Genomic DNA, 20,908 nt, shown 5'->3' on the forward strand with positions numbered 1-20,908 from the left:
GTCAGATGATGGGCGGACCCGATTGCCATTGCTTCACGGCTTCGATCGGATGGATCAGCATCAGGATATTGAGCGTCAGATTGTCGCGAATGTGCAGCGCCAGCATGATCTCGAAGGCGAGGCCGATCAGGACGGTCGCGCTGACAGGCAGCGCGCGTGCGGCGAGGAACCCCAGCATCATGGCCAGATTGTCGGAGACCGAATTGACGATGCTGTCGCCGAAATAATCCAGCGAGATCGTGCCGGCGCGGTAGCGCTCGATGATGAAGGGCGAGTTCTCGACGATCTCCCAGGCGCCTTCGATCAGCATGGCGATGATCAGGCGGGCCGGCCAGGACAGAGACAGCAGGGGCAATCGCGCAAACAGCAGCCAGGTCAGGCCGTAGAACAGGAAGCCGTGGAGGACATGCGAGAAGCTGTACCAGTCGGCGATATGCTGGGAATTCTCCGAGCTGTTCACCACGCCGTGCCACAGCTTGACATAGCCGCAGGTGCAGATCGGCACCCGCCCCATCGCGAACAGGATCGCGGCCTGCAGCGCCAGCAGCAGCAGCGCGATGCCGGCCCAGGCGAGCGGCGGAAACGCCGTCCTGACGGTGGGGGTTGCGGCAAGCGTCATGGCTCTCGGATCATCAGGAGGGCGGGACCATCAGGCGTAACGATCTCGTGCTGCGGCACGAATCCAGCCTTCTCATAGGCACGAATTGCGCGCGGATTGGCGGGGCTGGGATCGATCACGATGCGCGGCACGCCGCCGGCAAAGAGTTGGTCGATGAAGGCGCGGATGAAAGCGGAGCCGTGGCCGCATCCAAGCATGTCGGCCTCGCCGATGAACTGATCGAGGCCGCGGGTCCCCACGGGCTGCGGGCCGAAGCTGACATGCCAATCGCTCATCTGGTAGCACTGCAGATAGGCGAAAGACCGGCCGTCAAGGCTGACGATGAACTGCGCCAAGTCGGGATGCTCGAGGTCTCCGCCGACGAACTCGAGCGTCTCCGGATCATGCCACCATTCGGCAACATGCGGCGCGTCCAGCCAGCGCCGGATCATCGGCAGATCGGCCGCGGTCATCGGGCGGAAGGTGTAGGCGGGCGCCATGGCCTATCCCGCTGCCAGGCTCTCGATCGTCAAATTCCGGTTGGTGTAGACGCAGATGTCGGCGGCGATGTCGAGGGAGCGGCGGACGATGGTCTCGGCGTCCTTGTCGGTGTCGAGCAGGGCCCGTGCCGCCGCCAGCGCGTAATTGCCGCCGGAGCCGATCGCCATCACGCCGGCCTCGGGTTCGAGCACGTCGCCGGTGCCTGTCAGCACCAGGGAGACGTCCTTGTCGGCCACGATCATCATGGCCTCCAGCCGCCGCAAATAACGGTCGGTGCGCCAGTCCTTGGCCAGCTCGACCGCGGCCCGGGTCAGCTGCCCCGGATATTGCTCGAGCTTGGCTTCCAGCCGCTCAAACAGGGTAAAGGCGTCGGCGGTGGCCCCGGCAAAGCCGCCGATCACGTCGCCCTTGCCCAGTTTCCGGACCTTCTTGGCGTTGGACTTGATCACGGTCTGGCCGATCGAGACCTGGCCGTCGCCGCCGACCACCACCTTGCCGCCCTTGCGGACGGTCAAGATCGTGGTGCCGTGCCAGCCTGGCGAGCTGTTCTGGGAATCCTGCATGAATGATCCTCGTTGTTCGGCCTGATTTAGGCGGTCGGGGGCGGGGGCACAACGGGCCGTTCCGGGCCGAATTTCGCTCACCATAGGTGGAAGTGCCGGCCTGCCAAGGCGATCCCGCGGTAGCGAAGGCGTCATTTGGCTGTTAAAAGACCGGCGTTTTCGGCCCCGAGCCAGGATGAGAGCTAGTTTCAATGCGCACCGCGACGATCAAGCGCAAGACCAAGGAAACCGACATCGAGGTCTCCGTGAACCTCGATGGCACCGGCGTGGCCAGCATCGCGACCGGCATTGGCTTTTTCGACCATATGCTCGATCTCCTCGCCCGCCATTCCCGTATCGACCTCACGGTCAAGGCGGTGGGCGATTTGCACATTGATTACCACCATACCACCGAAGACACCGGCATCGCGCTCGGCCAGGCGGTCAAGCAGGCGCTCGGCGACATGGCGGGCATCACCCGCTATGCCGGCGTGCACATGCCGATGGACGAGACGCTGTCGCGCGTGGTCATCGACATCTCGGGCCGCCCGTTCCTGGTGTTCAAGGCCGACTTCCCCCGCGACAAGATCGGCGAGTTCGACACCGAGCTGGTGCGCGAGTGGTTCCAGGCCTTCGCCATGAACGCCGGCGTGACTCTCCACGTCGAGACCCTATATGGCGATAACAGCCACCATATCGCCGAGTCCTGCTTCAAGGGCCTGGCGCGGGCGCTGCGCACCGCGGTCGCGATCGATCCGAAAGCGGCGGGAGAAATCCCGTCCACCAAGGGCTCGCTCGGCGGCTGACCTCTTTCGGCCGGGCGGCTGCGCGCCGCTTGCGGCATCACTGAATCCTTAAGAACGGGGCATCACCATGCCTGTCTACACAGTTCATGCTCCCTCCCCTGCCGGAGCCGATCTGCGCGCGACCGACAAGTTTGTGTTCGTGCGCGACGGATTCCATTTCTGGGCGATGATCCTCGGTCCGTTCTGGCTGCTGTGGAATCGGCTGTGGCTGGCGCTGATCGGCTGGGTGGTTTTCGTCGCGGCGTTCAATGCGGGACTGTCGAGCCTCGGCGTCGGACGCGGCTCGATCTTCTTCGCCGATCTCATCGTCGCGCTGCTGATGGGCTTCGAGGCCTCGAGCCTGCGTCGCTGGACGCTGTCGCGCGGAAAATGGCGGCAGCTCGACGTGGTGGTTGGCGATGACGAGGACACCGCCGAGCGCCGCTTCTTCGAGCGCTGGAGCCAGAAGCAGCACGGCATCGTCAACGATCAATGGGCGGTCGATCGCGGTGGCCCGCCGCCGACCCGCAGCGTGCCGGGTCAGCAATTCTCGAATCCGCCGCCGCTTCCGGCCGGCGGCATCATCGGGTTGTTTCCAGAACCGGGAGGGTCAAGATGAGCGTCGCCATCATCGATTACGGTTCCGGCAATCTGCATTCCGCCGCCAAGGCGTTCGAGCGCGCCGCGCGCAGCCTCGAAAATCCGCAGAAGGTCTTCGTCACCAGCGATCCCGATCAGGCTTACGAGGCTGACCGTCTGGTGCTGCCGGGCGTCGGCGCCTTTGCCGATTGCCGGCGCGGGCTCGACGCCGTCAACGGCATGGTCGAGGCGATCACGGAGGCGGTGCGCGTCAAGGCGCGGCCGTTCTTCGGCATCTGCGTCGGCATGCAGTTGATGGCGACACGTGGCAAGGAGCATGTCACGACCGATGGCCTGAACTGGATCGGCGGCGATGTCGAGAAGATCACGCCGCGCGACGAAAGCCTGAAGATCCCGCACATGGGCTGGAACACGCTCGACGTGCTGCAGGAGCATCCGGTGCTGAACAAGCTGCCGCTCGGTCCGAAGGGCCAGCACGCTTATTTCGTGCACTCCTACCACCTCAACGCCGCCAACGAAGCGGACGTGCTCGCGCGCGCCGATTATGGCGGGCCTGTCACCGCGATCGTCGGCAAGGACACCGCCATCGGCACCCAATTCCACCCCGAGAAGAGCCAGCGCTTTGGCCTCGCTCTGATCTCGAACTTTTTGCGATGGAAACCGTGATGCCTACCGCTCTTGTTACCTCCCCCCTTGTGGGGGAGGTCGAATGCGCAGCATTCGGGAGGGGGGTAGCGGCAACGGCGGTGCCCGTGGCTTATCCCTCTCCCCAACCCTCCCCCACAAGGGGGGAGGGAGCGCACCGTGTGCGCGGAAAAATCCTGGCTCAATCATGATTCTCTTTCCCGCGATCGATCTCAAGAACGGCCAATGCGTGCGCCTCGAGCAAGGCGACATGGCGCGCGCGACGGTGTTCAACCTCAATCCTGCGGCGCAGGCGCAGAGCTTTGCCGAGCAGGGCTTTGAGTATCTCCACGTCGTCGACCTCGACGGTGCCTTCGCCGGCAAGCCGGTGAATGCCGAGGCCGTCGAGGCGATGCTGAAGACGATCAAGATCCCTGTGCAGCTCGGTGGCGGCATTCGCGATCTCGCCACCGTCGAAGCCTGGCTCGACAAGGGCATCACCCGCGTCATCATCGGCACCGCCGCGGTGCGCGATCCGGAGCTGGTGAAGGCTGCCGCGAAGAAATTCCCCGGCCGTGTTGCGGTCGGGCTCGACGCCCGCGACGGCAAGGTCGCGGTCGAAGGCTGGGCCGAAACCTCGCAAGTGACCGTGCTGGAGATCGCAAAGCGCTTCGAGGATGCCGGCGTTGCCGCCATCATCTTCACCGACATCGCGCGTGACGGCCTGCTCAAGGGCCTGAACCTCGATGCGACCATTGCGCTGGCCGACGCCATCTCGATTCCCGTGATCGCCTCCGGCGGCCTCGCCTCGATCGAAGATGTGAAAGCCATGCTGACGCCGCGCGCCAGGAAGCTCGCCGGCGCGATTGCCGGCCGGGCGCTCTATGACGGCCGGCTCGATCCAGCTGCGGCCCTCACCTTGATCCGCGACGCGCGCAGGAGCTGACACATGTTCAAGGTGCGCGTGATCCCTTGCCTCGACGTCAAGGACGGCCGCGTCGTCAAGGGCGTCAACTTCGTCGATCTCAGAGATGCCGGCGACCCCGTCGAAGCCGCCATCGCCTATGACGCCGCCGGCGCTGACGAGCTCACTTTCCTCGACATCACCGCGACCCATGAGAATCGCGGCATCATGCTGGACGTGGTCCGGCGCACGGCGGAAGCCTGCTTCATGCCTGTGACCGTCGGCGGCGGCGTGCGTGAGGTCAACGACATCAAGACGCTGCTGCGCGCCGGTGCGGACAAGGTCTCGATCAACAGCGCCGCTGTATCCCGGCGCGAGTTCGTCAAGGAAGCGGCGGAAAAATTCGGCGAGCAGTGCGTGGTGGTTGCGATCGATGCCAAGCGCGTCAAGCGCCCCGGCGGGGACCGCTGGGAGATCTTCACCCATGGCGGGCGCAACTCGACCGGCATCGACGCGATCGAATATGCCCAGGAAGTGGTCTCGCTCGGTGCCGGTGAAATTCTGCTGACGTCGATGGACCGCGACGGCACGAGGCAGGGATTCGACATCCCGCTGACCCGGGCGATCGCCGACAGCGTTGCCGTCCCCGTGATCGCCTCGGGCGGCGTCGGCAATCTCGACCATCTCGTCGACGGTATCCGCGACGGCCACGCCACGGCCGTGCTGGCCGCCTCGATCTTCCATTTCGGGGAATTCACCATCCGCGAAGCCAAGGAGCACATGGCCCGGCGCGGACTGGCCATGCGCCTCGATGCATGACGACTCCAGTTCATAAAAGTGCTACATGAGGTAGCGGGGAATGGCCTCCGTGGCCAAGTGTGTTGCCAAGCGTGTTTCCGAGTAATTCCGATGCCGCGTTTCACGATCCACGATCTGGCCGAGACCATCGACGCCCGCGCGGCGGCGGGCGGCGAAGCGTCCTATACCCGCAAGCTCCTCGACAAGGGCGCCGAGCATTGCGCCAAGAAGTTCGGTGAGGAAGCAGTCGAAACCGTAATCGCAGCAGTCGAAAACGATCGCGCGCATCTGATCGCGGAGAGCGCCGACCTGCTCTATCACTTCCTTGTCTTGCTCAAGGCCCGCGGCGTAAAGCTGGAAGAGGTGGAAGCGGCGCTCGACAAGCGGACGAATATGTCAGGGTTGGAAGAGAAAGCGTCGCGTAAGGGCTAGTATAAGCCGCAACGGAAAGGTCGCGTTATGGATATCCGCGCACCCGAGCAGCAGTATAATCCGTACCGCATCTATTCGCGCGAGGAGTGGGCGCGTCTGCGCGACGATACGCCGATGACGCTGGAGCCGGGCGAGTTCGACAGGCTGCGCTCGCTGCACGATCGCCTCGATCTCAAGGAAGTCGAGGATATTTATCTTCCGTTGTCACGCCTGCTCTCGATCTATGTCGATGCGATGCAGCGCCTGTATTATGCGGAGCGCCAGTTCCTCAACATCCGCGACCGCAAGGTGCCCTACATCATCGGCGTCGCCGGCTCGGTCGCGGTCGGAAAATCCACCACGGCCCGCGTGCTCCAGGCCCTGCTGGCGCGCTGGTCGCCGCGTCCGAAGGTCGAACTCATCACCACCGACGGATTCCTCTATCCGAACGCCGTGCTCGACCGGCAGGGCATCATGCAGAAGAAGGGCTTTCCGGAAAGCTACGACCTGCCGCTGCTGCTCAGCTTCCTGTCCGACATCAAGTCCGGACGCCGCCATGTGCGTGCGCCGGTCTACTCGCATCTGACCTACGACATCGTGCCGAACCAGTGGGCCGAGATCGACCAGCCCGACATCCTGATTGTCGAGGGCGTCAACGTGCTGCAGACCGGCAAGCTGCCGCGCGACGGCAAGGCGGTGCCCGTGGTCTCCGACTTCTTCGATTTCTCGGTCTATATCGACGCCGACGAAGCCGCGCTGCGGCAATGGTACATCAAGCGCTTCCTGGCGCTGCGCGACACCGCATTCACCAATCCGAAGTCCTACTTCAACCGCTATGCGCTGTTGTCGGACGAGGAAGCCACTGCCACCGCGATCGCGATCTGGGAACGCACCAACCTCGCCAATCTCGAGGACAATATCCTGCCGACCCGCCCTCGCGCGACGCTGATCCTGAAGAAGGGCGCCGACCACACCGTGGAGAGCGTGGCGCTCAGGCGTCTGTAATCGCGGCGTTCGGCGGATCCTGCGCGTTCGTGCAGCGGTGTCTTTTGTTGCAGACCGACGAGAGGTATTGGGCTAAGACCTTGGAAAACGCGAGGTCTCGATGGTTGATCGTCTCAGAAGTGCTGCGGAACAACTCGAAGCACCGACCTGTCCGGATTGCCATGTCGAGATGAGGTGGTTCCGCTCGGAACTGCTCGCGGACGAGCCGGTTCCGGTGATCGCGCATCTCTTCGTATGCCCGCATTGCAAGCGGGCGGCAAAGACGGACACCGTCTTCCAGGGCACTTCGGGGCCGCCCGACAAGCTCTCCGCGCCGCGCTTCATCGCTTACGCCGCGTAGCAGGTCATTTCCGGGCTTCCTGTTGCTCTTTCGAGCGGACGTAGACCTGCCAGGCCGTCAGGAACATGGCCGCGACGAGTGGGCCGATGACGAAGCCGTTTGCACCGAAAGCCGCAAGGCCGCCCAGGGTGGCGAGCAACACAATGTAGCTTGGCATCCGGATCGACTGCCCGACCAGGATGGGGCGAAGAAAGTTGTCCGCAAGGCCAATCACGAAGGTGCCAAAAGCGAGCAGGATGATTCCCTTCGTGACTGAGCCTGCCACGAGCAGATAGAGCCCGGCCGGAAACCACACCAGCGCGGAGCCGAGCACGGGCAGAAGCGAGAGCAGCGCCATCAGCGCGCCCGCCAGGAGCGGTGCGGTCAGTCCGAGCAACCAGAAGATCACCCCGCCAAGCGCGCCCTGAATCAGGGCAACGAGGATGATTCCCTTGATCGTCCCGCGTACCGCCAGGGTGAACGCAGTCAGAATCTCGGCGCTGTGGCTCGCACGCAGCGGCAGGGCGTCGCGGATGCGCGCGTTCAGCTCGTCACCGTCGCGCAGCAGAAAGAACAGCAGGTACAACATCACGAGCAAGCTTGCGACGAATTCGAGGGTCAACTGACCGATGTTGATCGCGTGCCCGGCCAGCTGCTGGCCGGCCGGGACGAGCAGACCCGACAGGCGTTCCTTCAGGGCCGAAAAATCGATGCTGGCGAGGCGATCCGCCATAGGGGCAGCCCAGTCGGGCAGCGCGGATTTCAGCTGCTGAAGCGGATGAGCAAAGCTGATCTCCCCCGACTGAACCCGCTGATACAGCTCCCCTCCCTGGTCGATGAGCGAGGCGATGACGATCGCGACAGGGATCAAGACGATTACCACCACGACGACGACGGTGGAGAATGCGACAAGGTTACGCTTTCCCGGGAGGATTTCCAGGAAGCGTCGATAGAGCGGGGCGAAGATGATGGCCAGCAGCGTGGCCCACAGCAATGCTCCGGAGAAAGGCCAAAGCACCCAGCCAAACGCGACCGTGATTGCGGCAAGCAATACGAGAAATGAGCGGTCTTCCGATGTTCTCACGTGTTCGCCAGCCTTTCAGTCGGAACTCGCAAGACGTGGGTATCACAAGACGATCGTGCGGGGGCAAGTCGGACAACGTCAATCTGTCCGCGGCGTGTCGGCAATGTCCCGGCAAATCTCAATTGCCGAGTCATCGGCCGGACACCCTCCAGGTGAGCCGGCTCGTCGGGAGCCCGGGGAAATCCGGCCCCTCCATCACACCAGCGAACAGGGTCGAATGCGGGCGCTTCACTTGCCGGCTTTGGCGCTCCAATCTGCAGGCTTGATGCGTCCGGCAAAGGTGGCGGGGCCGGAGATGCCGGCCTTGTAAACGAAGGCCTCGCCTTCCCCGACGTCACCGGCCTCCTTGCCGAAGGCATCGGCGATGTTCGTCTTGTGGGTGACCAGGAAATTGTTGGTACCAGCTTTCGGCGGCGCGTCGACGAGCTGGCGCACCGCCTGTCCGGCCTTTGCATCGGCGCCGGTCGGGTTTGCCATTCCCGATGCGCTGGCGTTGCTGCTGTCCGTCAACGCGTCAACCGGCTTGACTTCGCGGCCGGAGATCAGCTTGCCGGCCTCGATCGCACGGTTGAGTCGGCTGGTGTAGACATCGCCGATCGGGATCTCGAGGTCCTTGACCGCTGCCCCGATCTGGCGCGCCATGTCCCTGCCCTTTTCGCTGAGCTGACGCTGGGCGCTCATGTCGTCGAACTTGAAGGGGTAGACGTCCTTTTGACTGTCGTCGGTGGCGGTGTGCCGAAAGATCAGCACGTAGCCGCCTTGCTTGAGCGAGGCGATGAGCTCCGGCGTATCGGCCGCGGCGTGTCGGGAAAATCCAGCGAGAAGAACAATGAATACGAGGCGGCAAAGCACGTTCATGCGCGAAACCCTCCTGCAAAGGCCCCCGGAGGATGGTGGCGCGCAACGCGGTCGATTTCAATTATCGATTGCTGATGGGATGAGGTTCCCGTGAGGTTTTCGGATCAGACAGCCAGCCGCCGTGACGCCGCCAGCCCTGCCAGCGCTTCGTCCAGCTTGTCGCGATCGAGCGGCTTGATCAGGAATCCGTTCATGCCCGCCTCGAAGCAGGCATAACGGTCCTCCACCAGCGTATTGGCGGTGAGCGCGAGGATCGGCGTGTGGTGGCCGCCGGTCGCGGCCTCATGCGCGCGGATGCGCTTCGTCGCCTCGATGCCGTCGAGCTGCGGCATCTGGATGTCCATCAGCACGAGATCATAGGGCGTGCCGGCCGATGAAGCGGCGAGCCAGGACTCCAGCGCGGCCTCGCCGTGGACGGCGATGACGACGCGATGGCCGAGCTTCGTCAGCAGCGAGCGCATCAACAGCGCGTTGATCTCGTTGTCCTCGGCGACGAGGATCGACAGGCCTTTGGTCGCTGCTTTGGCCGGTGTCGCGCCGGCAGCTTCCGCCGGTGGTTCCGGCGCCAGATCGGGCGAGGCCACCTCCGGCGTCATCGCAAGGCGCGCGGCGAGCGAGGCCGCCCGCAGCGGCTTCACCAGAAAACCGGTGAAGGCCGGCGACAGCTTTTCGTGGCGCGAGCTGGAGGTCAGCAGCACGAGGCGCTGCAGCGCATGCGCGCGGGCCAGTTCGCCCAGCTGGTCGGCCGCGGCAGGGCCGATCGCACGATCGATCAGCACCGCGTGCCATGAGCGTTCCGGCAGCAGCGCTTCGGCAACCGCGGCATCCGCAACCATGCAGGTCTGGCCACCCCAGCGCTCGAGGCGCCGCGCGATCAGCGAGGCCTCGATGCCGTCGGCGACGAGGAGCATCGACTTGCCGGTGAGGTCGGGGCTCGGAAAGGCCGTCTGTCCCGCACTGGCTTGCGAGGGCGGAAGCGGCACCGCGATCTCGAAGGTCGAGCCTTTGCCCGGCTCGCTTGCGAGCGTGATCCGGCCGCCCATGCGCTTGACGATGCGTTCGCTGATGGCAAGGCCAAGCCCGGTGCCGCCATAGGTGCGGGCGACGCGCTCGTCGGCCTGTTCGAATTCGCGGAAGATGCGCTGCTGCGCCTCCGGCGCAATGCCGATACCGGAGTCGCGGACCAGGAAGCTGATCTCGTTCGGCCAGATACCGGGCTCGACGATCAGCGCGACGCCACCGCTCCCGGTGAACTTGATGGCGTTGCCGGCGAGATTGAGCAGCACCTGGCGCAGCCGCGCCGCATCGCCGACCACCTCCAGCGGCAGGCGCTCGTCGACATAGGCGGCGATCTCCAGCGTCTTGGCCTGCGCGCGGGGCGCGAGCAGCTCGGTGATCTCCTCGACCAGGGTCGAAAGCGCGAAGGGACGCTGCTCCAGATCAAGCTTGCCGGCCTCGATCTTGGAATAGTCGAGCAGTTCCTCGATCAGCGCCATCAAGGCTTCGCCCGAGGTTTTCACCGCTTTGGCGTAGGTCGCCTGCTCCGGGGTCAGATTGGTGTCGAGCAGGAGGCCGCCCATGCCGATGATGCCGTTCAGGGGGGTGCGGATTTCGTGCGAGGCCATCGCGAGGAAGCGCGATTTCGCGCGGTTGGCAGCGTCGGCCTGGTCGCGCGCGTCGGACAGAGCGCGTTCGGTCTCGGTGCGGTCGGTGACGTCGCGCCCCACGCTCTGCAATTCGGCGGGCTGTCCGGCATCGAGGCGGACATAGCCTTCGCGCCAGGCGATCCAGCGCGCGCCGAGCGGGGTTGCGATCTTCTGGTCGTGGATGCGTGTGCCGCTGCTTTCGCGGGCGCTGTCGCCCTGCTCCAGCACGTCGAAATCGAAACGCGTGCCGACCAGCGCGCTGCGCGCCTGTCCTGCGAGCGCGCAATAGGCTTCGTTGGCAAAGGTGATGCGGCCATCGGTAGCGCGCAGCACGATGAGGTCGCCCTGTTGCTCGAACAGGCTGCGGGCGCGTTCTTCCGCTTCCTTCAGCTCCCAATTGCGGTCGATCAGCGCCTCGTTGTGGGCGGCGAGGGTGCGCAGCCGCTTGTTCACGAAACGCAGGCGCATGCTCAGCGTCGCAAGGCCGAGGCAGGCGAGCGCGAACAGGAAGCTCGCGCCGATCGCAAAGGTGTGGGGATCGTAGCCGGAGCTTTCGGACCGGCTGCCGGACACGAAACCATAGGCGCCGCCGAACGTCGCCGAGAAGATCATGAAAGAGCGGATCGCGAAGGCGATGCGGGGATGCTGTCGCCTGAAACGGCGCATGCGCACCTTGATCCGGAACGTCCGACCCATCGCACCGACCCCGACTCTTTTTCGAATCCCGCCACCCGCCGTCTGCGACGATGTCGCGCCGATCTTGCGAACAGCTTGAGGCTTTGGCGCTGCCTCCAAACAGGACTAACGAGGTGTTAACGCTTCAGAGCGAGGCGGCCTGGAGCGGGAGCGGGCGATGGCCGCCATGGGCGCCGACGATCAGCGCTGCGGCCTCGCGCTGCGAGAACGACTTCGAGCGCACATAGATGCGGTAATCCGCCGGCCCTTCGGTGGAGAGATAGATCACCTGGCCGCCATCGACGGGCTGAGCGGCAATCGAGACGAGGCGCGTCGAGGGATTGGCCTGACAGGAATCCGGCTCGGAACCGAGACCGTCGTCGACCACGGCGAAGTCCGCAGTATCGGCGTCGTCGGTGATCTGAACCCGCACCGTGGCGCGGGCGGGATCTTCGGTGAAGGCGACATGGACGGCGGCCGTCCAGAACAGGGAGGTGAGCTCGACCGAGGTTTCGCCGAGGGCGATGCAGGGATGCGAGACCGAACCGATCTCCGCGCGGGCGAACACCGCAGCCGCCAACAAGGGAACAACCGAGGTCAGGATCTTGAAACGCAACATGACACTCTACTCGCCGGGGCCCCGGGAACTCGTAATCGAAACTTAGCGGGCCTTATGGTTTGCAGAGCGTAAAGGAAACTCGTTACCGCCGGGTTGATGCGCGGAATGATCAAGCCATCTGCCGCACATCCTCCGCGAGTGCGCGGTAGGACAAGGCTTCGGCGAGATGCAGCCGGCCGATCTTGTCGGCGCGATCGAGGTCGGCCAGCGTGCGCGCCACCCGCAGCACGCGGTGATAGCCGCGCGCGGACAGCCGCATGGTCTCGGCGGCGTCGCGCAGCAGCTTCTGGCCCTGCGCGTCCGGCTTTGCGATCTCCTCCAGCACGGAGGCTGGGGCCTCGGCATTGGTCCGAACCTTGGGCAGGCCGGCATCGGCATAACGCGCGAGCTGAATGTCGCGCGCCGCGGCCACGCGGGCGGCGACCTCGGCGGAGCCTTCCGCCGGCGGTGGCAGGATCAGATCCGCCGCGGTCACGGCCGGCACTTCGATGCGCAGGTCGATGCGGTCCATCAGCGGGCCGGAGATGCGCGCCTGATAGTCGCCGGTGCAGCGGTCGACGCGGCCGCGCTTGCAGGCATAGCCCGGCTCGAACGCGTTGCCGCAGCGGCACGGATTCATCGCCGCGACCAGCATGAAGCGGGCAGGGTAGGTGACGCGGTGATTGGCGCGCGACACCGCGACTTCGCCGTTCTCCAGCGGCTGCCGCAGTGAATCCAGCACGCGCGGATCGAACTCCGGCAATTCGTCGAGGAACAGCACGCCCTGATGCGCCAGCGAGATCTCGCCGGGTTTTGCACGCATGCCGCCGCCGGTGAGCGCGGCCATGCTGGCGGAATGATGCGGCGAGCGGAACGGCCGCCGTGCGGTCAGCGCGCCGCCCTCGATCTCGCCGGCGACGGAGGCGATCATCGAGACCTCGAGCAGCTCGCTCGGTGACAGCGGCGGCAGGATCGAGGGCAGGCGCGCCGCCAGCATCGACTTGCCGGCGCCGGGCGCGCCGATCATGAGCAGATGATGCCCGCCGGCGGCGGCGATCTCCAGCGCGCGCTTGGCGCTTTCCTGGCCCTTGATGTCGCGCAGGTCGAGCGTCGAGGCGGCGGGCTCATGCACCTTCGGTGATGGCCGCGACAGCACCTGCGTGCCCTTGAAGTGGTTGGCGATCTGGATCAACGAGCTTGCCGCGATGATCTGGATGTCCGGGCTCGCCCACGCCGCTTCAGAGCCGCACGAGACCGGGCAGATCAGCCCTTCCTCGCGCATATTGGCGCCGAACGCGGCGGGAAGAACGCCGGCCACGGGCGCGATCGAGCCGTCGAGGCCGAGCTCGCCGAGCACGGTGAAGCCGGTCAGCGCATCCGGCGGGATCGCGCCGATCGCCGCCATCAGGCCGAGTGCGATCGGCAGGTCGTAATGACTGCCTTCCTTCGGCAGGTCGGCCGGCGCCAGATTGACGATGATCCGCCGCGCCGGCAGCGCCAGGCCGGAGGCGATCAGCGCCGAGCGCACCCGCTCGCGCGCCTCCGACACCGCCTTGTCCGGCAGGCCGACGATCGCGAAGGCCGGCAGGCCCGGCGCGACCTGCACCTGCACGTCGACCGCACGGGCCTCGATCCCCTCAAAGGCGACGGTGGAAACCCGCTGAACCATGCTCAAACCAGCCTGCCCCTCTCGCACAATTAGGGGTAGCAGAGGCGGGCCGCTTCCGCAAGAACAATACGGGAACGATCTGAGGCGGGGAGCAAGCCCTAACCAGTCGTAAACGACATGCCGACACTAAGCCTCGAATGCCAGCTTCTGTCCTCAGCACATTCCAACGAATGTCCGCTACTCCTAAGGCTGCGGGATGGGCCGTGGTCTAACGGGTGAACAATTCAAATGCTTGCAAATCGCCGGAGAAGCGAACGTCGGGTGTGCAGCCGGCTCGCCAAGATCCATTTTGGCGCGGGCTCGCTGCCGCGGGACTGCACGATCACCGATATTTCGGATGGCGGCGTGAAAGTGGTGGCGGAATTCCTGGAAGTGCCGCCGCAATTCACCATCATCTTCGCACCCGATTATTCCCGCCAGTGCCGCCTGCGCTGGCGCATCGGCTGCGAATTCGGTGCCGAGTTCACCGACTAAAGCGCGCCGCGATGAGGATGAATCGCATCGCGCTTTAGGTTATTGTTCAAGCATGATCTTCTCGGAAAACCGCTGCGCACTTTTCCGGATCATGCTTTGAGATCTCCCAAGCCGCGTCCTTAACGGGACTTTAGCGTTAATCGGTAAGCATCTCTGATCAGTTGCCGAGTGATCAGAGTATGTCCAAGCGTTCGTCCCTCGCCTCTCCCCCGGCGAGATTGCTGCTTCCCGCACTTCTGGTGCTCGCCTTGGGTGGCTGCCAGACCGCCGGCATCGAGGATGTGACCGGCGCGCTCGGTGTCAGATCGGAAACGGCCGTCAAGGCCGATGCCAAGCCGGAAATGGATGCGTTGCGCGAGCGCTATCGCGCCAAGCCCAGTGATCCCAACGTTGCGCTCGCCTACGGCAAGGCGCTGCGCGAGTCCGGCCAGCGCGCGCAGGCGGTTGCGGTCATGGAGCAGGCGGTGCTCGCCCATCCCAGCAACAAGGCGCTGCTCGCCGGCTATGGCCGCGCGCTCGCCGACAGCGGCAATTTCCAGCAGGCCTTCGACGTCCTCAGCCGCGCGCATACGCCCGAGGATCCGGACTGGCGCATCCTGTCGGCGCAGGGTGCCGCGCTCGATCAGCTTGGCCGCAACGAGGAGGCGCAGCAATATTATGCCGCGGCGTTGAAGATCGTGCCGGACGAGCCGACCGTGCTGTCCAATCTCGGCCTGTCCTATATGCTGCAAAACAATTTGCCGAAGGCCGAACAGGTGCTCGGCCGCGCTTATCAGCGCAATCAGAACGATGCGCGGGTCCGCGCCAATCTCGCGCTCGTGCTGGGCTTGCAGGGCCGCGAGGCCGAGGCCGAAATCCTAGTGAAGGCCGATTTGCCGCCGGACCAGGCCGCGGCCAAGGTCGCGGCGCTGCGGCAGCTGCTGGCGAAGAAGCAGCAGCGGGCGGACAAGTAATCCGCCCCTCCTGGTGTACGCTTACGACGCCTTGCGATGCGGCGCCGAGTTGCGGCTTGACTTGCCCTTCAGCTTCTTCAGCAGCGGTCCGAGCAGCGAGCGCTTCGGCTTCTTCACCTCGCCGCGCCCGGCGAGGCGGTTCGCCATGTTCTGGAACAGCTCGGTGGTGCGGTGGCTCTTGGAGACCTCCGCGATCATCTGGCCGTTATTGGCTGCGGTGGAGAACAGTTTCGAATCGAACGGGATCACCGCGATCGGCTGGCTTTCCATGGTCTTGGCGAACGCCTTGACTTCGATCTCCGCGCGCTTGTGCATGCCGACCTGATTGAGGCAGTACAACGGCGGCCGGTCGTTCGGCCGCGCCGCCTTCAGCACGCTCAGCATGTTCTTGGTGTTGCGCAAATTGGCGAGATCGGGCTCGGCCACGATGACGATGTCGTCGGCGTTCACCAGCGCGCGCCGCGTCCAGCCGGACCATTGGTGGGGAACGTCGAGCACGATGCAGGGCGTGGTCATGCGCAGCGTGTCGAACACGGCGTCGAAAGCTTCGGCGCCGAAATCATAGACGCGGTCGAGGGTGGCAGGCGCCGCGAGCAGGCTGAGGCGCTCGGTGCATTTGGAGAGCAGGCGCTCCATCAGCGCCGTGTCCGGCCGGTCCTGCGACAGCACCGCGTTGGCGATGCCCTGCACGGGGTCCTGGTTGTAGTCGAGGCCCGCCGTGCCGAAGGCGAGGTCGAGGTCGATCACGACGGAATCGAGCGCGAGGTCACGCGCGATGGTCCAGGCCACATTGTGTGCGACCGTGGAGGCGCCGACGCCGCCCTTGGCGCCGACCACCGCGATGACCCGGCCGGTGATGATGGCCTCGGAGGCCGAGAACAGGCTGCAGATCGAGCGGACGACATCGAGGGTTTCAACCGGTCCCACCACATAGTCGTTGACGCCGCGACGCACCAGCTCGCGATAGGGCGCGGTGTCGTTGGGGTTGCCGATCACGACCACGCGGGTGCCGGGGTCGCAGACGCCGGCGAGGTCGTCCAGTCCCTCGAGGATGTCGCGCGTACCGTCGGATTCGATCACGATCACGTTCGGCGTCGGCATCGATTCATAGACTTCGATCGCCGCGGCAAGGCCACCGTCCTTGGCGGTGAGGTGCGCCTTGGCGAGCCGGCGGTCCTGCCCTGCCGCGGTCACCGCGGCGAGCGTCTTATCGGTCTCGCAAAAAGCCTGCACCGAGATGCGGGGAACCGGCGCAATGTGTTCCTCGGGGTGCTGCGGATCGTCCGCTTCTTCGTCGTGAATGCCCGTCATTTGCCTGTGTCGCTGAGCTTGGCCTTGTCGGCCTCGGAATTGGGAGTCGAGATCGCAGTGCCCTTGCGATAGCGATCAAAGGCGATGTCGCGCCGCGCGGTATAGGCCGGCGTCTCGGATCGAGGCTGTTCCAGGTCGGCCGGATTGTCGATCATCGCGGCGAGATTGCGCTGGCTGGCGCAGCCCAGATTGAAGTAGGGCCGATTCTCGTTGTAGCCGGGATCGAGGATGTTGGGACCGAGGTCTTCCGGCCACAGCCCGCAAGGGCCGGCGACCGCGGCGATCTTCGAATAGCTCAGACGGATGGTGGGCAGCAGCCCGGGATCCTCAGGGCGATAGGGGTGCTGGACGATGGCACGCGACGGCACGCCGCCGGATGCGAGCACGGAACGGATTTCCCGATAGGTCGCAGCCGCCGCGCGCGAATTCGCGCTGTCGACGGGAACGTCGACGACGACGGAGCCGGTGCCTTCTCGCACCCAGTCCCGGGCGATGCCCGCGACGTCCGAATGCTGTGCGGCCGACAGGCCACCCCTCGCCTTGCCGACGAAGATCACGATCGACTTCTTGCCTTCCTGCACCGCGATCGGGTGGCGCTGGCGATAGTCGGTCGGCACCGTCTGGGTGACGATCTCGCCGGTGGTGTTGCAGGCGCCCAGCATGACGGAGAGTCCCGTCAGTGCCAGCGCGACGCCCAGATTGCGACGTCGATCGGCTATCGTCTTCGTCATCGCTTCATCCCCTCTTGCCCCAAATCCCGCCCCGTTCCCCAGCCGTCCGTTCGTCTCAGTCGATGATGAAGCCGAAATCGCCGGGCGCGCCGGCGATCGGATCGACGCGACGCGCGATGCCATAGAGGCGGTTCATGCGGCCGAGCAGCGCGGTCTGCGCGTCCGAGGCCGGGGCGAAGCCGTCGTCGGGCCGCGCCAATTCCTTCTGGGCAACCGCGCGCACCACATAGGGCGTCACGATTACCATCAGCTCGGTCTCGTTGTTGACGAAGTCCTGGCTGCGGAACAGCGCGCCGATGATCGGCACCTGGTCGACGCCGGGCAGGCCGTTGATCGCCTGCTTGGTCTGTTGCTGGATCAGGCCGGCCATCGCCATCGAGCCGCCGGAGGGAATCTCCAACGTCGTCTCGGCGCGGCGGGTCTGGATCGAGGGGATGGTGATCGAGTTGCTCGAGGTCGAGGACACCGCCTGCGTCAACGTGATCGAATTCGTATTCGACAGCTCCGAGACCTCGGTCATCACGCGCAGGCTGATGCGGCCTTCGCTGAGCACGACCGGGGTGAAGTTCAGGGAGATGCCAAACTTCTTGTAGGTGACCTGGGTGGTGCAGACGTGGGTGACCGGATCGCAGGAATAGCCTGCCGGAATCGGGAATTCGCCGCCGGCAATGAAGGTGGCGGATTCGCCTGAGATCGCGGTCAGGCTCGGTTCGGCGAGCGTGCGCATGACGCCGGCGCTTTCCATCGCGCGCATGGTGGCGCTGACGGTGGCGACGCCCTTGGCGAGGCCGGCAACGCCGAGCCCGTTGCTGCCGACGATCGGTCCGCCCGAGACCGAGAACGGGTTGGAATTGTTGAAATTCACCACCGCGGTGCCGGCGTTCAGGCTGGCGCTGAGATCGACGCCGAGCTGCTTGACGATGTCGCGGCGCACTTCGCCGACGACGACCTTGAGCATCACCTGGTCGCGGCCGCGCACGACGATGCTGTTGACGACCTTGTCCGAGCCGCCGACCAGCTTTGCGGCGACCTCGCCGGCCTGCTGAGCTTCGACCGGGCTCGACACCGATCCGGTCAGCATCACGCTGTCGCCGACGCCTTCGATCTGGACGCCCGGCAGCGACTGGCGCAGGGCCGCGCGCATGCCGTTGAGGTCGCGTTTCACTGCGATGTCATAGGAGGCGACCTGCTGGCCGTCGGCGGTGAAGAATACGACGTTGGTCTGGCCGACCTGACCGCCGATGATATAGGCGCGCTGGGCCGAGCGGATCACTGCATTGGCGATCTTGGGATCGGCCACCAGCACGTCCTTGACCTCGCGCGGCAGGTCGATGACGACGGATTTGCCGACGCCAAGCGAGAGAAAACGCGTCTTCGCCGGTGCGATGGTCGCGACCGACGACACGCCGAAATCCGGTGCCTGCATCGGCGCCTGGTCGCCGACCGGCGCATCCGTCGCGCTGACCAGGTCGGGGGCTGCGAGCAGCCCCAGCATCAGCATCGTCCCCGTCCAGAACGAGCGCGTGCGCTTCCCCCGAAGGCGCACGCCCGTCCGATCATCCCCGTAGTTCATGCTATCCCCATCATCACTTCTGTGACGTCAATTGCCTTGCCTGCACCCCGTAGCGGATCACGTTCACGCCGCCCGCGCGCTTGATCCCCTGGTCCTCAGGTGTGCCGTCCACTGCGTTGGCATCGACGATGCTCCGCAGCGCGAGCTGGAGCGTGCCGCCCTGACGCGCGGCTGCGAGCACTGCGACCTGGTCGGGCCGGAGCTCAAGCGTGACGGTCTTGCCGACGACGGCGTTCTGGCCGTCCTTCTCCTTCGGCGCCTGGTCGATCGCGAGCACGCGGATATTGGTCAGGATGACCTCGGACAGGACGAGATCGTTGCCGCCGGTCGGACCGTTATTGTTGGCGCCGTCGGGGTTCTTCAGACGGCGGGTCAGGACGATGTCGACGCGGTCATTCGGAAGGATGAAGCCGCCAGCGGCGGTCTCGGCTGAGATCTCGGTGGAAACGGCGCGCATCCCGGCGGGCAGGATCGCGGCCATGAATCCGGAGCCGTCGGCCTTGACCAGCTTCTGCTCGCGGATCGGCTCACCCTGCATCAGCGGGACGCGGGCGATCGAGCCGGCGATCTGGGTCTGCGCCTCGGGCCTGCTGTCGCGGCGGATGAAGGCGCTGCTCGCGGTCGCTGCCGGCCAGGCCTGCCATTGCAGGTCCTCGGGCTTCACCGCCTGGCCGAGCCCGATGTCGGACTTGGCGACGAGGACCTCGACGGTCGGCAGCTTCTCGGCGGCGGGCAGAACGGGCGCGGGCTTGTTGTCGAAGCCGCTCGCCAGATACGCCGCGACGCCGCCGGCGCCCAGCGCGATGACGAGAACGACAATGCGTGCGGTATTCATACGCTTTTACTCATACGCGGGGCACTCGAACCGCACCTGGCGTGTTCCCCCGCGTCGATGAGTAGGGAGTAAAAGTATAAGGGGTGTTGCGAGGCCGAATGCGATGGCCGGCCACGATGCTGGTTTTCGGCAGATGGTGAACGCGGCGTTATCCGGTCGGCCAGCGGCCCCGTAGATTCACGCAGTACGGAACGTCCGTTCGAATGACATGCGCGGCGTCATGGTGAATGGGTGGTTAGTGGTGGGTGGGTGCGATCATGCCAATGGGATCGCAGCAGCGCTCCACAATATCGGTGTCGTCCCGGCGAACGCCGGGACCCATAACCCCAGGGAGCAATTTGACGAAGATTGAGCGCCCGGTACCGCGACCAAGCTCCCTGGATAGATTCCGCGGTATGGGTCCCGGCGTTCGCCGGGACGACGTTGAGGAGAGTTCGCGCGCTCCCCAACGTCATCATTGCAGAGTGCTACTTCGCCCGCTTCTGCTCGATCACGTCCCACACCTTCGCCGCCACATCCGGCCCGCCAAGCCGCGCGATCGCGCGGATGCCGGTCGGCGAGGTCACGTTGATCTCGGTGAGGTTGCCGTTGATGACGTCGATGCCGACGAACAGCAGGCCGCGCTCACGCAGCGCCGGGCCGACGGTGGCGCAGATCTCGCGCTCGCGCGGGGTGAGCTCGGTCTCCTGCGCAGCGCCGCCGCGCACCATGTTGGAGCGGAGGTCGTCGGTGGCCGGCACGCGGTTCACCGCGCCGGCGAACTCGCCGTTGACCAGGATGATGCGCTTGTCGCCGTGCTTCACCTCGGGGATGAATTGCTGGATCACCCAGGGCTCCCGGAACGTCACCGAGAACATGTCGAACAGCGAGCCGAAATTCATGTCCTGCGGCATCACGCGGAATACCGCCGCGCCGCCATGGCCGTGCAGCGGCTTCATCACGACGGCGCCGTGCTTGTCGCGGAAGGCGTTGATCTCATCTAAGTCGCGCGAGATCAGGGTCGGCGGCATCAGCTGCGGAAAATTCATCACGAACAGCTTTTCCGGCGCGTTGCGCACGGAAGCTGGATCGTTGACCACCAGCGTCTTCGGATGGATGCGCTCCAGAAGATGCGTCGAGGTGATGTAGGCGAGGTCGAACGGCGGGTCCTGGCGCAGCAGCACCACGTCGAAGCCGTTCAGCGCCTCGCGCCTGGGTTCGCCGAGCGTGAAATGGTCGCCGGACTCGTCGCGCACGGTCAGGAGCTGAACCGGCGCCACGATCTCCTCGCCGACCATCGAGAGCTTGTCGGGCGTATAATAGGACAGGCCGTGGCCGCGCTTCTGCGCCTCCAGAAGCAGCGCAAAGGTGGAATCGCCCTTGATGTTGATGCGGGCGATGGGGTCCATCTGGACGGCGACGTTCAGTTTCATGG

23 protein-coding genes are annotated in these 20,908 nt (G+C 65.2%); 10 read left to right on the plus strand and 13 right to left on the minus strand.

The genetic code is table 11. The features are described from left to right. Nucleotide 1: 1 nt before the first annotated feature. From GGD65_RS21510 to hslV, 3 genes are read right to left on the minus strand one after another with little or no spacing between them, the layout of a single operon-like run. Complete coding sequence (locus GGD65_RS21510; protein ID WP_183236539.1) at nt 2–619, minus strand: DUF2585 domain-containing protein; 618 nt, start codon at nt 617–619, stop codon at nt 2–4. Next, on the minus strand, nt 616–1,098 hold the full coding sequence (locus GGD65_RS21515; protein ID WP_018323529.1) for a GNAT family N-acetyltransferase: 483 nt from the start codon (nt 1,096–1,098) through the stop codon (nt 616–618). Before GGD65_RS21515 ends, GGD65_RS21510 begins: the two co-directional genes overlap by 4 nt. Before the next feature lie 3 nt (nt 1,099–1,101). Continuing rightward, entirely contained in the window at nt 1,102–1,662 is a 561-nt protein-coding gene (hslV, locus tag GGD65_RS21520; protein ID WP_018323528.1) for an ATP-dependent protease subunit HslV, read from the minus strand. A gap of 191 nt (nt 1,663–1,853) precedes the next feature. Here hslV and hisB point away from each other — a divergent pair, with 191 nt between their 5' ends. From hisB to GGD65_RS21560, 8 genes are all read left to right on the plus strand, one after another. Further along, complete coding sequence (gene hisB / locus GGD65_RS21525) at nt 1,854–2,447, plus strand: imidazoleglycerol-phosphate dehydratase HisB (protein WP_183236540.1); 594 nt, start codon at nt 1,854–1,856, stop codon at nt 2,445–2,447. Between the two features lie 67 nt (nt 2,448–2,514). Then, complete coding sequence (locus GGD65_RS21530; RefSeq protein ID WP_018323526.1) at nt 2,515–3,045, plus strand: DUF2628 domain-containing protein; 531 nt, start codon at nt 2,515–2,517, stop codon at nt 3,043–3,045. Next, the gene (gene hisH, locus GGD65_RS21535) at nt 3,042–3,692 is read left to right on the plus strand and encodes an imidazole glycerol phosphate synthase subunit HisH (RefSeq protein WP_183236541.1); all 651 of its coding nucleotides are present in this window, start codon (nt 3,042–3,044) and stop codon (nt 3,690–3,692) included. Before GGD65_RS21530 ends, hisH begins: the two co-directional genes overlap by 4 nt. A gap of 166 nt (nt 3,693–3,858) precedes the next feature. Beyond that, a complete protein-coding gene (gene hisA, locus GGD65_RS21540) occupies nt 3,859–4,596 on the plus strand; it encodes a 1-(5-phosphoribosyl)-5-[(5-phosphoribosylamino)methylideneamino]imidazole-4-carboxamide isomerase (RefSeq protein ID WP_092251334.1) in 738 nt (245 codons plus the stop codon). Nucleotides 4,597–4,599: 3 nt separating this feature from the next. Next, nucleotides 4,600–5,373: an imidazole glycerol phosphate synthase subunit HisF gene (gene hisF / locus GGD65_RS21545; protein WP_018323523.1), complete on the plus strand. Its 774-nt coding sequence runs from the start codon at nt 4,600–4,602 to the stop codon at nt 5,371–5,373. Nucleotides 5,374–5,463: 90 nt separating this feature from the next. Continuing rightward, nucleotides 5,464–5,784, plus strand: a complete 321-nt coding sequence (locus GGD65_RS21550) for a phosphoribosyl-ATP diphosphatase (RefSeq protein ID WP_018323522.1) — start codon at nt 5,464–5,466, stop codon at nt 5,782–5,784. Between the two features lie 27 nt (nt 5,785–5,811). Further along, entirely contained in the window at nt 5,812–6,768 is a 957-nt protein-coding gene (gene coaA, locus GGD65_RS21555; RefSeq protein ID WP_018323521.1) for a type I pantothenate kinase, read from the plus strand. A gap of 100 nt (nt 6,769–6,868) precedes the next feature. Beyond that, nucleotides 6,869–7,108, plus strand: a complete 240-nt coding sequence (locus GGD65_RS21560; protein WP_026202945.1) for a hypothetical protein — start codon at nt 6,869–6,871, stop codon at nt 7,106–7,108. Between the two features lie 4 nt (nt 7,109–7,112). On the opposite strand, the gene GGD65_RS21565 is transcribed toward GGD65_RS21560, so the two are convergent. The 5 genes from GGD65_RS21565 to GGD65_RS21585 form a co-directional block, all read right to left on the minus strand. After that, nucleotides 7,113–8,171, minus strand: coding sequence for an AI-2E family transporter (locus GGD65_RS21565; protein ID WP_183236542.1), 1,059 nt, complete (start codon nt 8,169–8,171; stop codon nt 7,113–7,115). A gap of 228 nt (nt 8,172–8,399) precedes the next feature. Next, nucleotides 8,400–9,029, minus strand: coding sequence for a histidine phosphatase family protein (locus tag GGD65_RS21570; RefSeq protein WP_183236543.1), 630 nt, complete (start codon nt 9,027–9,029; stop codon nt 8,400–8,402). A 104-nt stretch (nt 9,030–9,133) separates the two neighbouring features. Then, the gene (locus tag GGD65_RS21575) at nt 9,134–11,371 is read right to left on the minus strand and encodes a PAS domain-containing hybrid sensor histidine kinase/response regulator (protein ID WP_183236544.1); all 2,238 of its coding nucleotides are present in this window, start codon (nt 11,369–11,371) and stop codon (nt 9,134–9,136) included. A 124-nt stretch (nt 11,372–11,495) separates the two neighbouring features. Continuing rightward, complete coding sequence (locus tag GGD65_RS21580; protein WP_018323517.1) at nt 11,496–11,969, minus strand: hypothetical protein; 474 nt, start codon at nt 11,967–11,969, stop codon at nt 11,496–11,498. Nucleotides 11,970–12,078: 109 nt separating this feature from the next. After that, nucleotides 12,079–13,617, minus strand: a complete 1,539-nt coding sequence (locus GGD65_RS21585) for a YifB family Mg chelatase-like AAA ATPase (RefSeq protein ID WP_018323516.1) — start codon at nt 13,615–13,617, stop codon at nt 12,079–12,081. 228 nt (nt 13,618–13,845) lie between these two features. On the opposite strand from GGD65_RS21585, the gene GGD65_RS21590 reads away from it, so the two are divergent. Further along, the gene (locus GGD65_RS21590; protein WP_011083489.1) at nt 13,846–14,091 is read left to right on the plus strand and encodes a PilZ domain-containing protein; all 246 of its coding nucleotides are present in this window, start codon (nt 13,846–13,848) and stop codon (nt 14,089–14,091) included. Nucleotides 14,092–14,270: 179 nt separating this feature from the next. Further along, nucleotides 14,271–15,044, plus strand: coding sequence for a tetratricopeptide repeat protein (locus GGD65_RS21595; protein WP_179732501.1), 774 nt, complete (start codon nt 14,271–14,273; stop codon nt 15,042–15,044). 21 nt (nt 15,045–15,065) lie between these two features. Here GGD65_RS21595 and GGD65_RS21600 read toward each other — a convergent pair whose 3' ends face one another. The 5 genes from GGD65_RS21600 to gshB form a co-directional block, all read right to left on the minus strand. After that, entirely contained in the window at nt 15,066–16,355 is a 1,290-nt protein-coding gene (locus GGD65_RS21600) for an AAA family ATPase (protein ID WP_092251357.1), read from the minus strand. After that, nucleotides 16,352–17,086: a CpaD family pilus assembly protein gene (locus GGD65_RS21605; RefSeq protein WP_018323513.1), complete on the minus strand. Its 735-nt coding sequence runs from the start codon at nt 17,084–17,086 to the stop codon at nt 16,352–16,354. Before GGD65_RS21605 ends, GGD65_RS21600 begins: the two co-directional genes overlap by 4 nt. Before the next feature lie 55 nt (nt 17,087–17,141). Next, on the minus strand, nt 17,142–18,659 hold the full coding sequence (locus GGD65_RS21610; RefSeq protein ID WP_018323512.1) for a type II and III secretion system protein family protein: 1,518 nt from the start codon (nt 18,657–18,659) through the stop codon (nt 17,142–17,144). Nucleotides 18,660–18,672: 13 nt separating this feature from the next. Next, complete coding sequence (gene cpaB, locus GGD65_RS21615) at nt 18,673–19,494, minus strand: Flp pilus assembly protein CpaB (RefSeq protein ID WP_183236545.1); 822 nt, start codon at nt 19,492–19,494, stop codon at nt 18,673–18,675. A gap of 467 nt (nt 19,495–19,961) precedes the next feature. Beyond that, nucleotides 19,962–20,906 carry a glutathione synthase gene (gshB, locus tag GGD65_RS21620; RefSeq protein WP_018323509.1) on the minus strand — a complete coding sequence of 315 codons (945 nt, stop codon included), beginning with the start codon at nt 20,904–20,906 and terminating at the stop codon, nt 19,962–19,964. Nucleotides 20,907–20,908: the final 2 nt, after the last annotated feature.

Source organism: Bradyrhizobium sp. CIR18 (assembly GCF_014198295.1).
GTDB lineage: Bacteria > Pseudomonadota > Alphaproteobacteria > Rhizobiales > Xanthobacteraceae > Bradyrhizobium.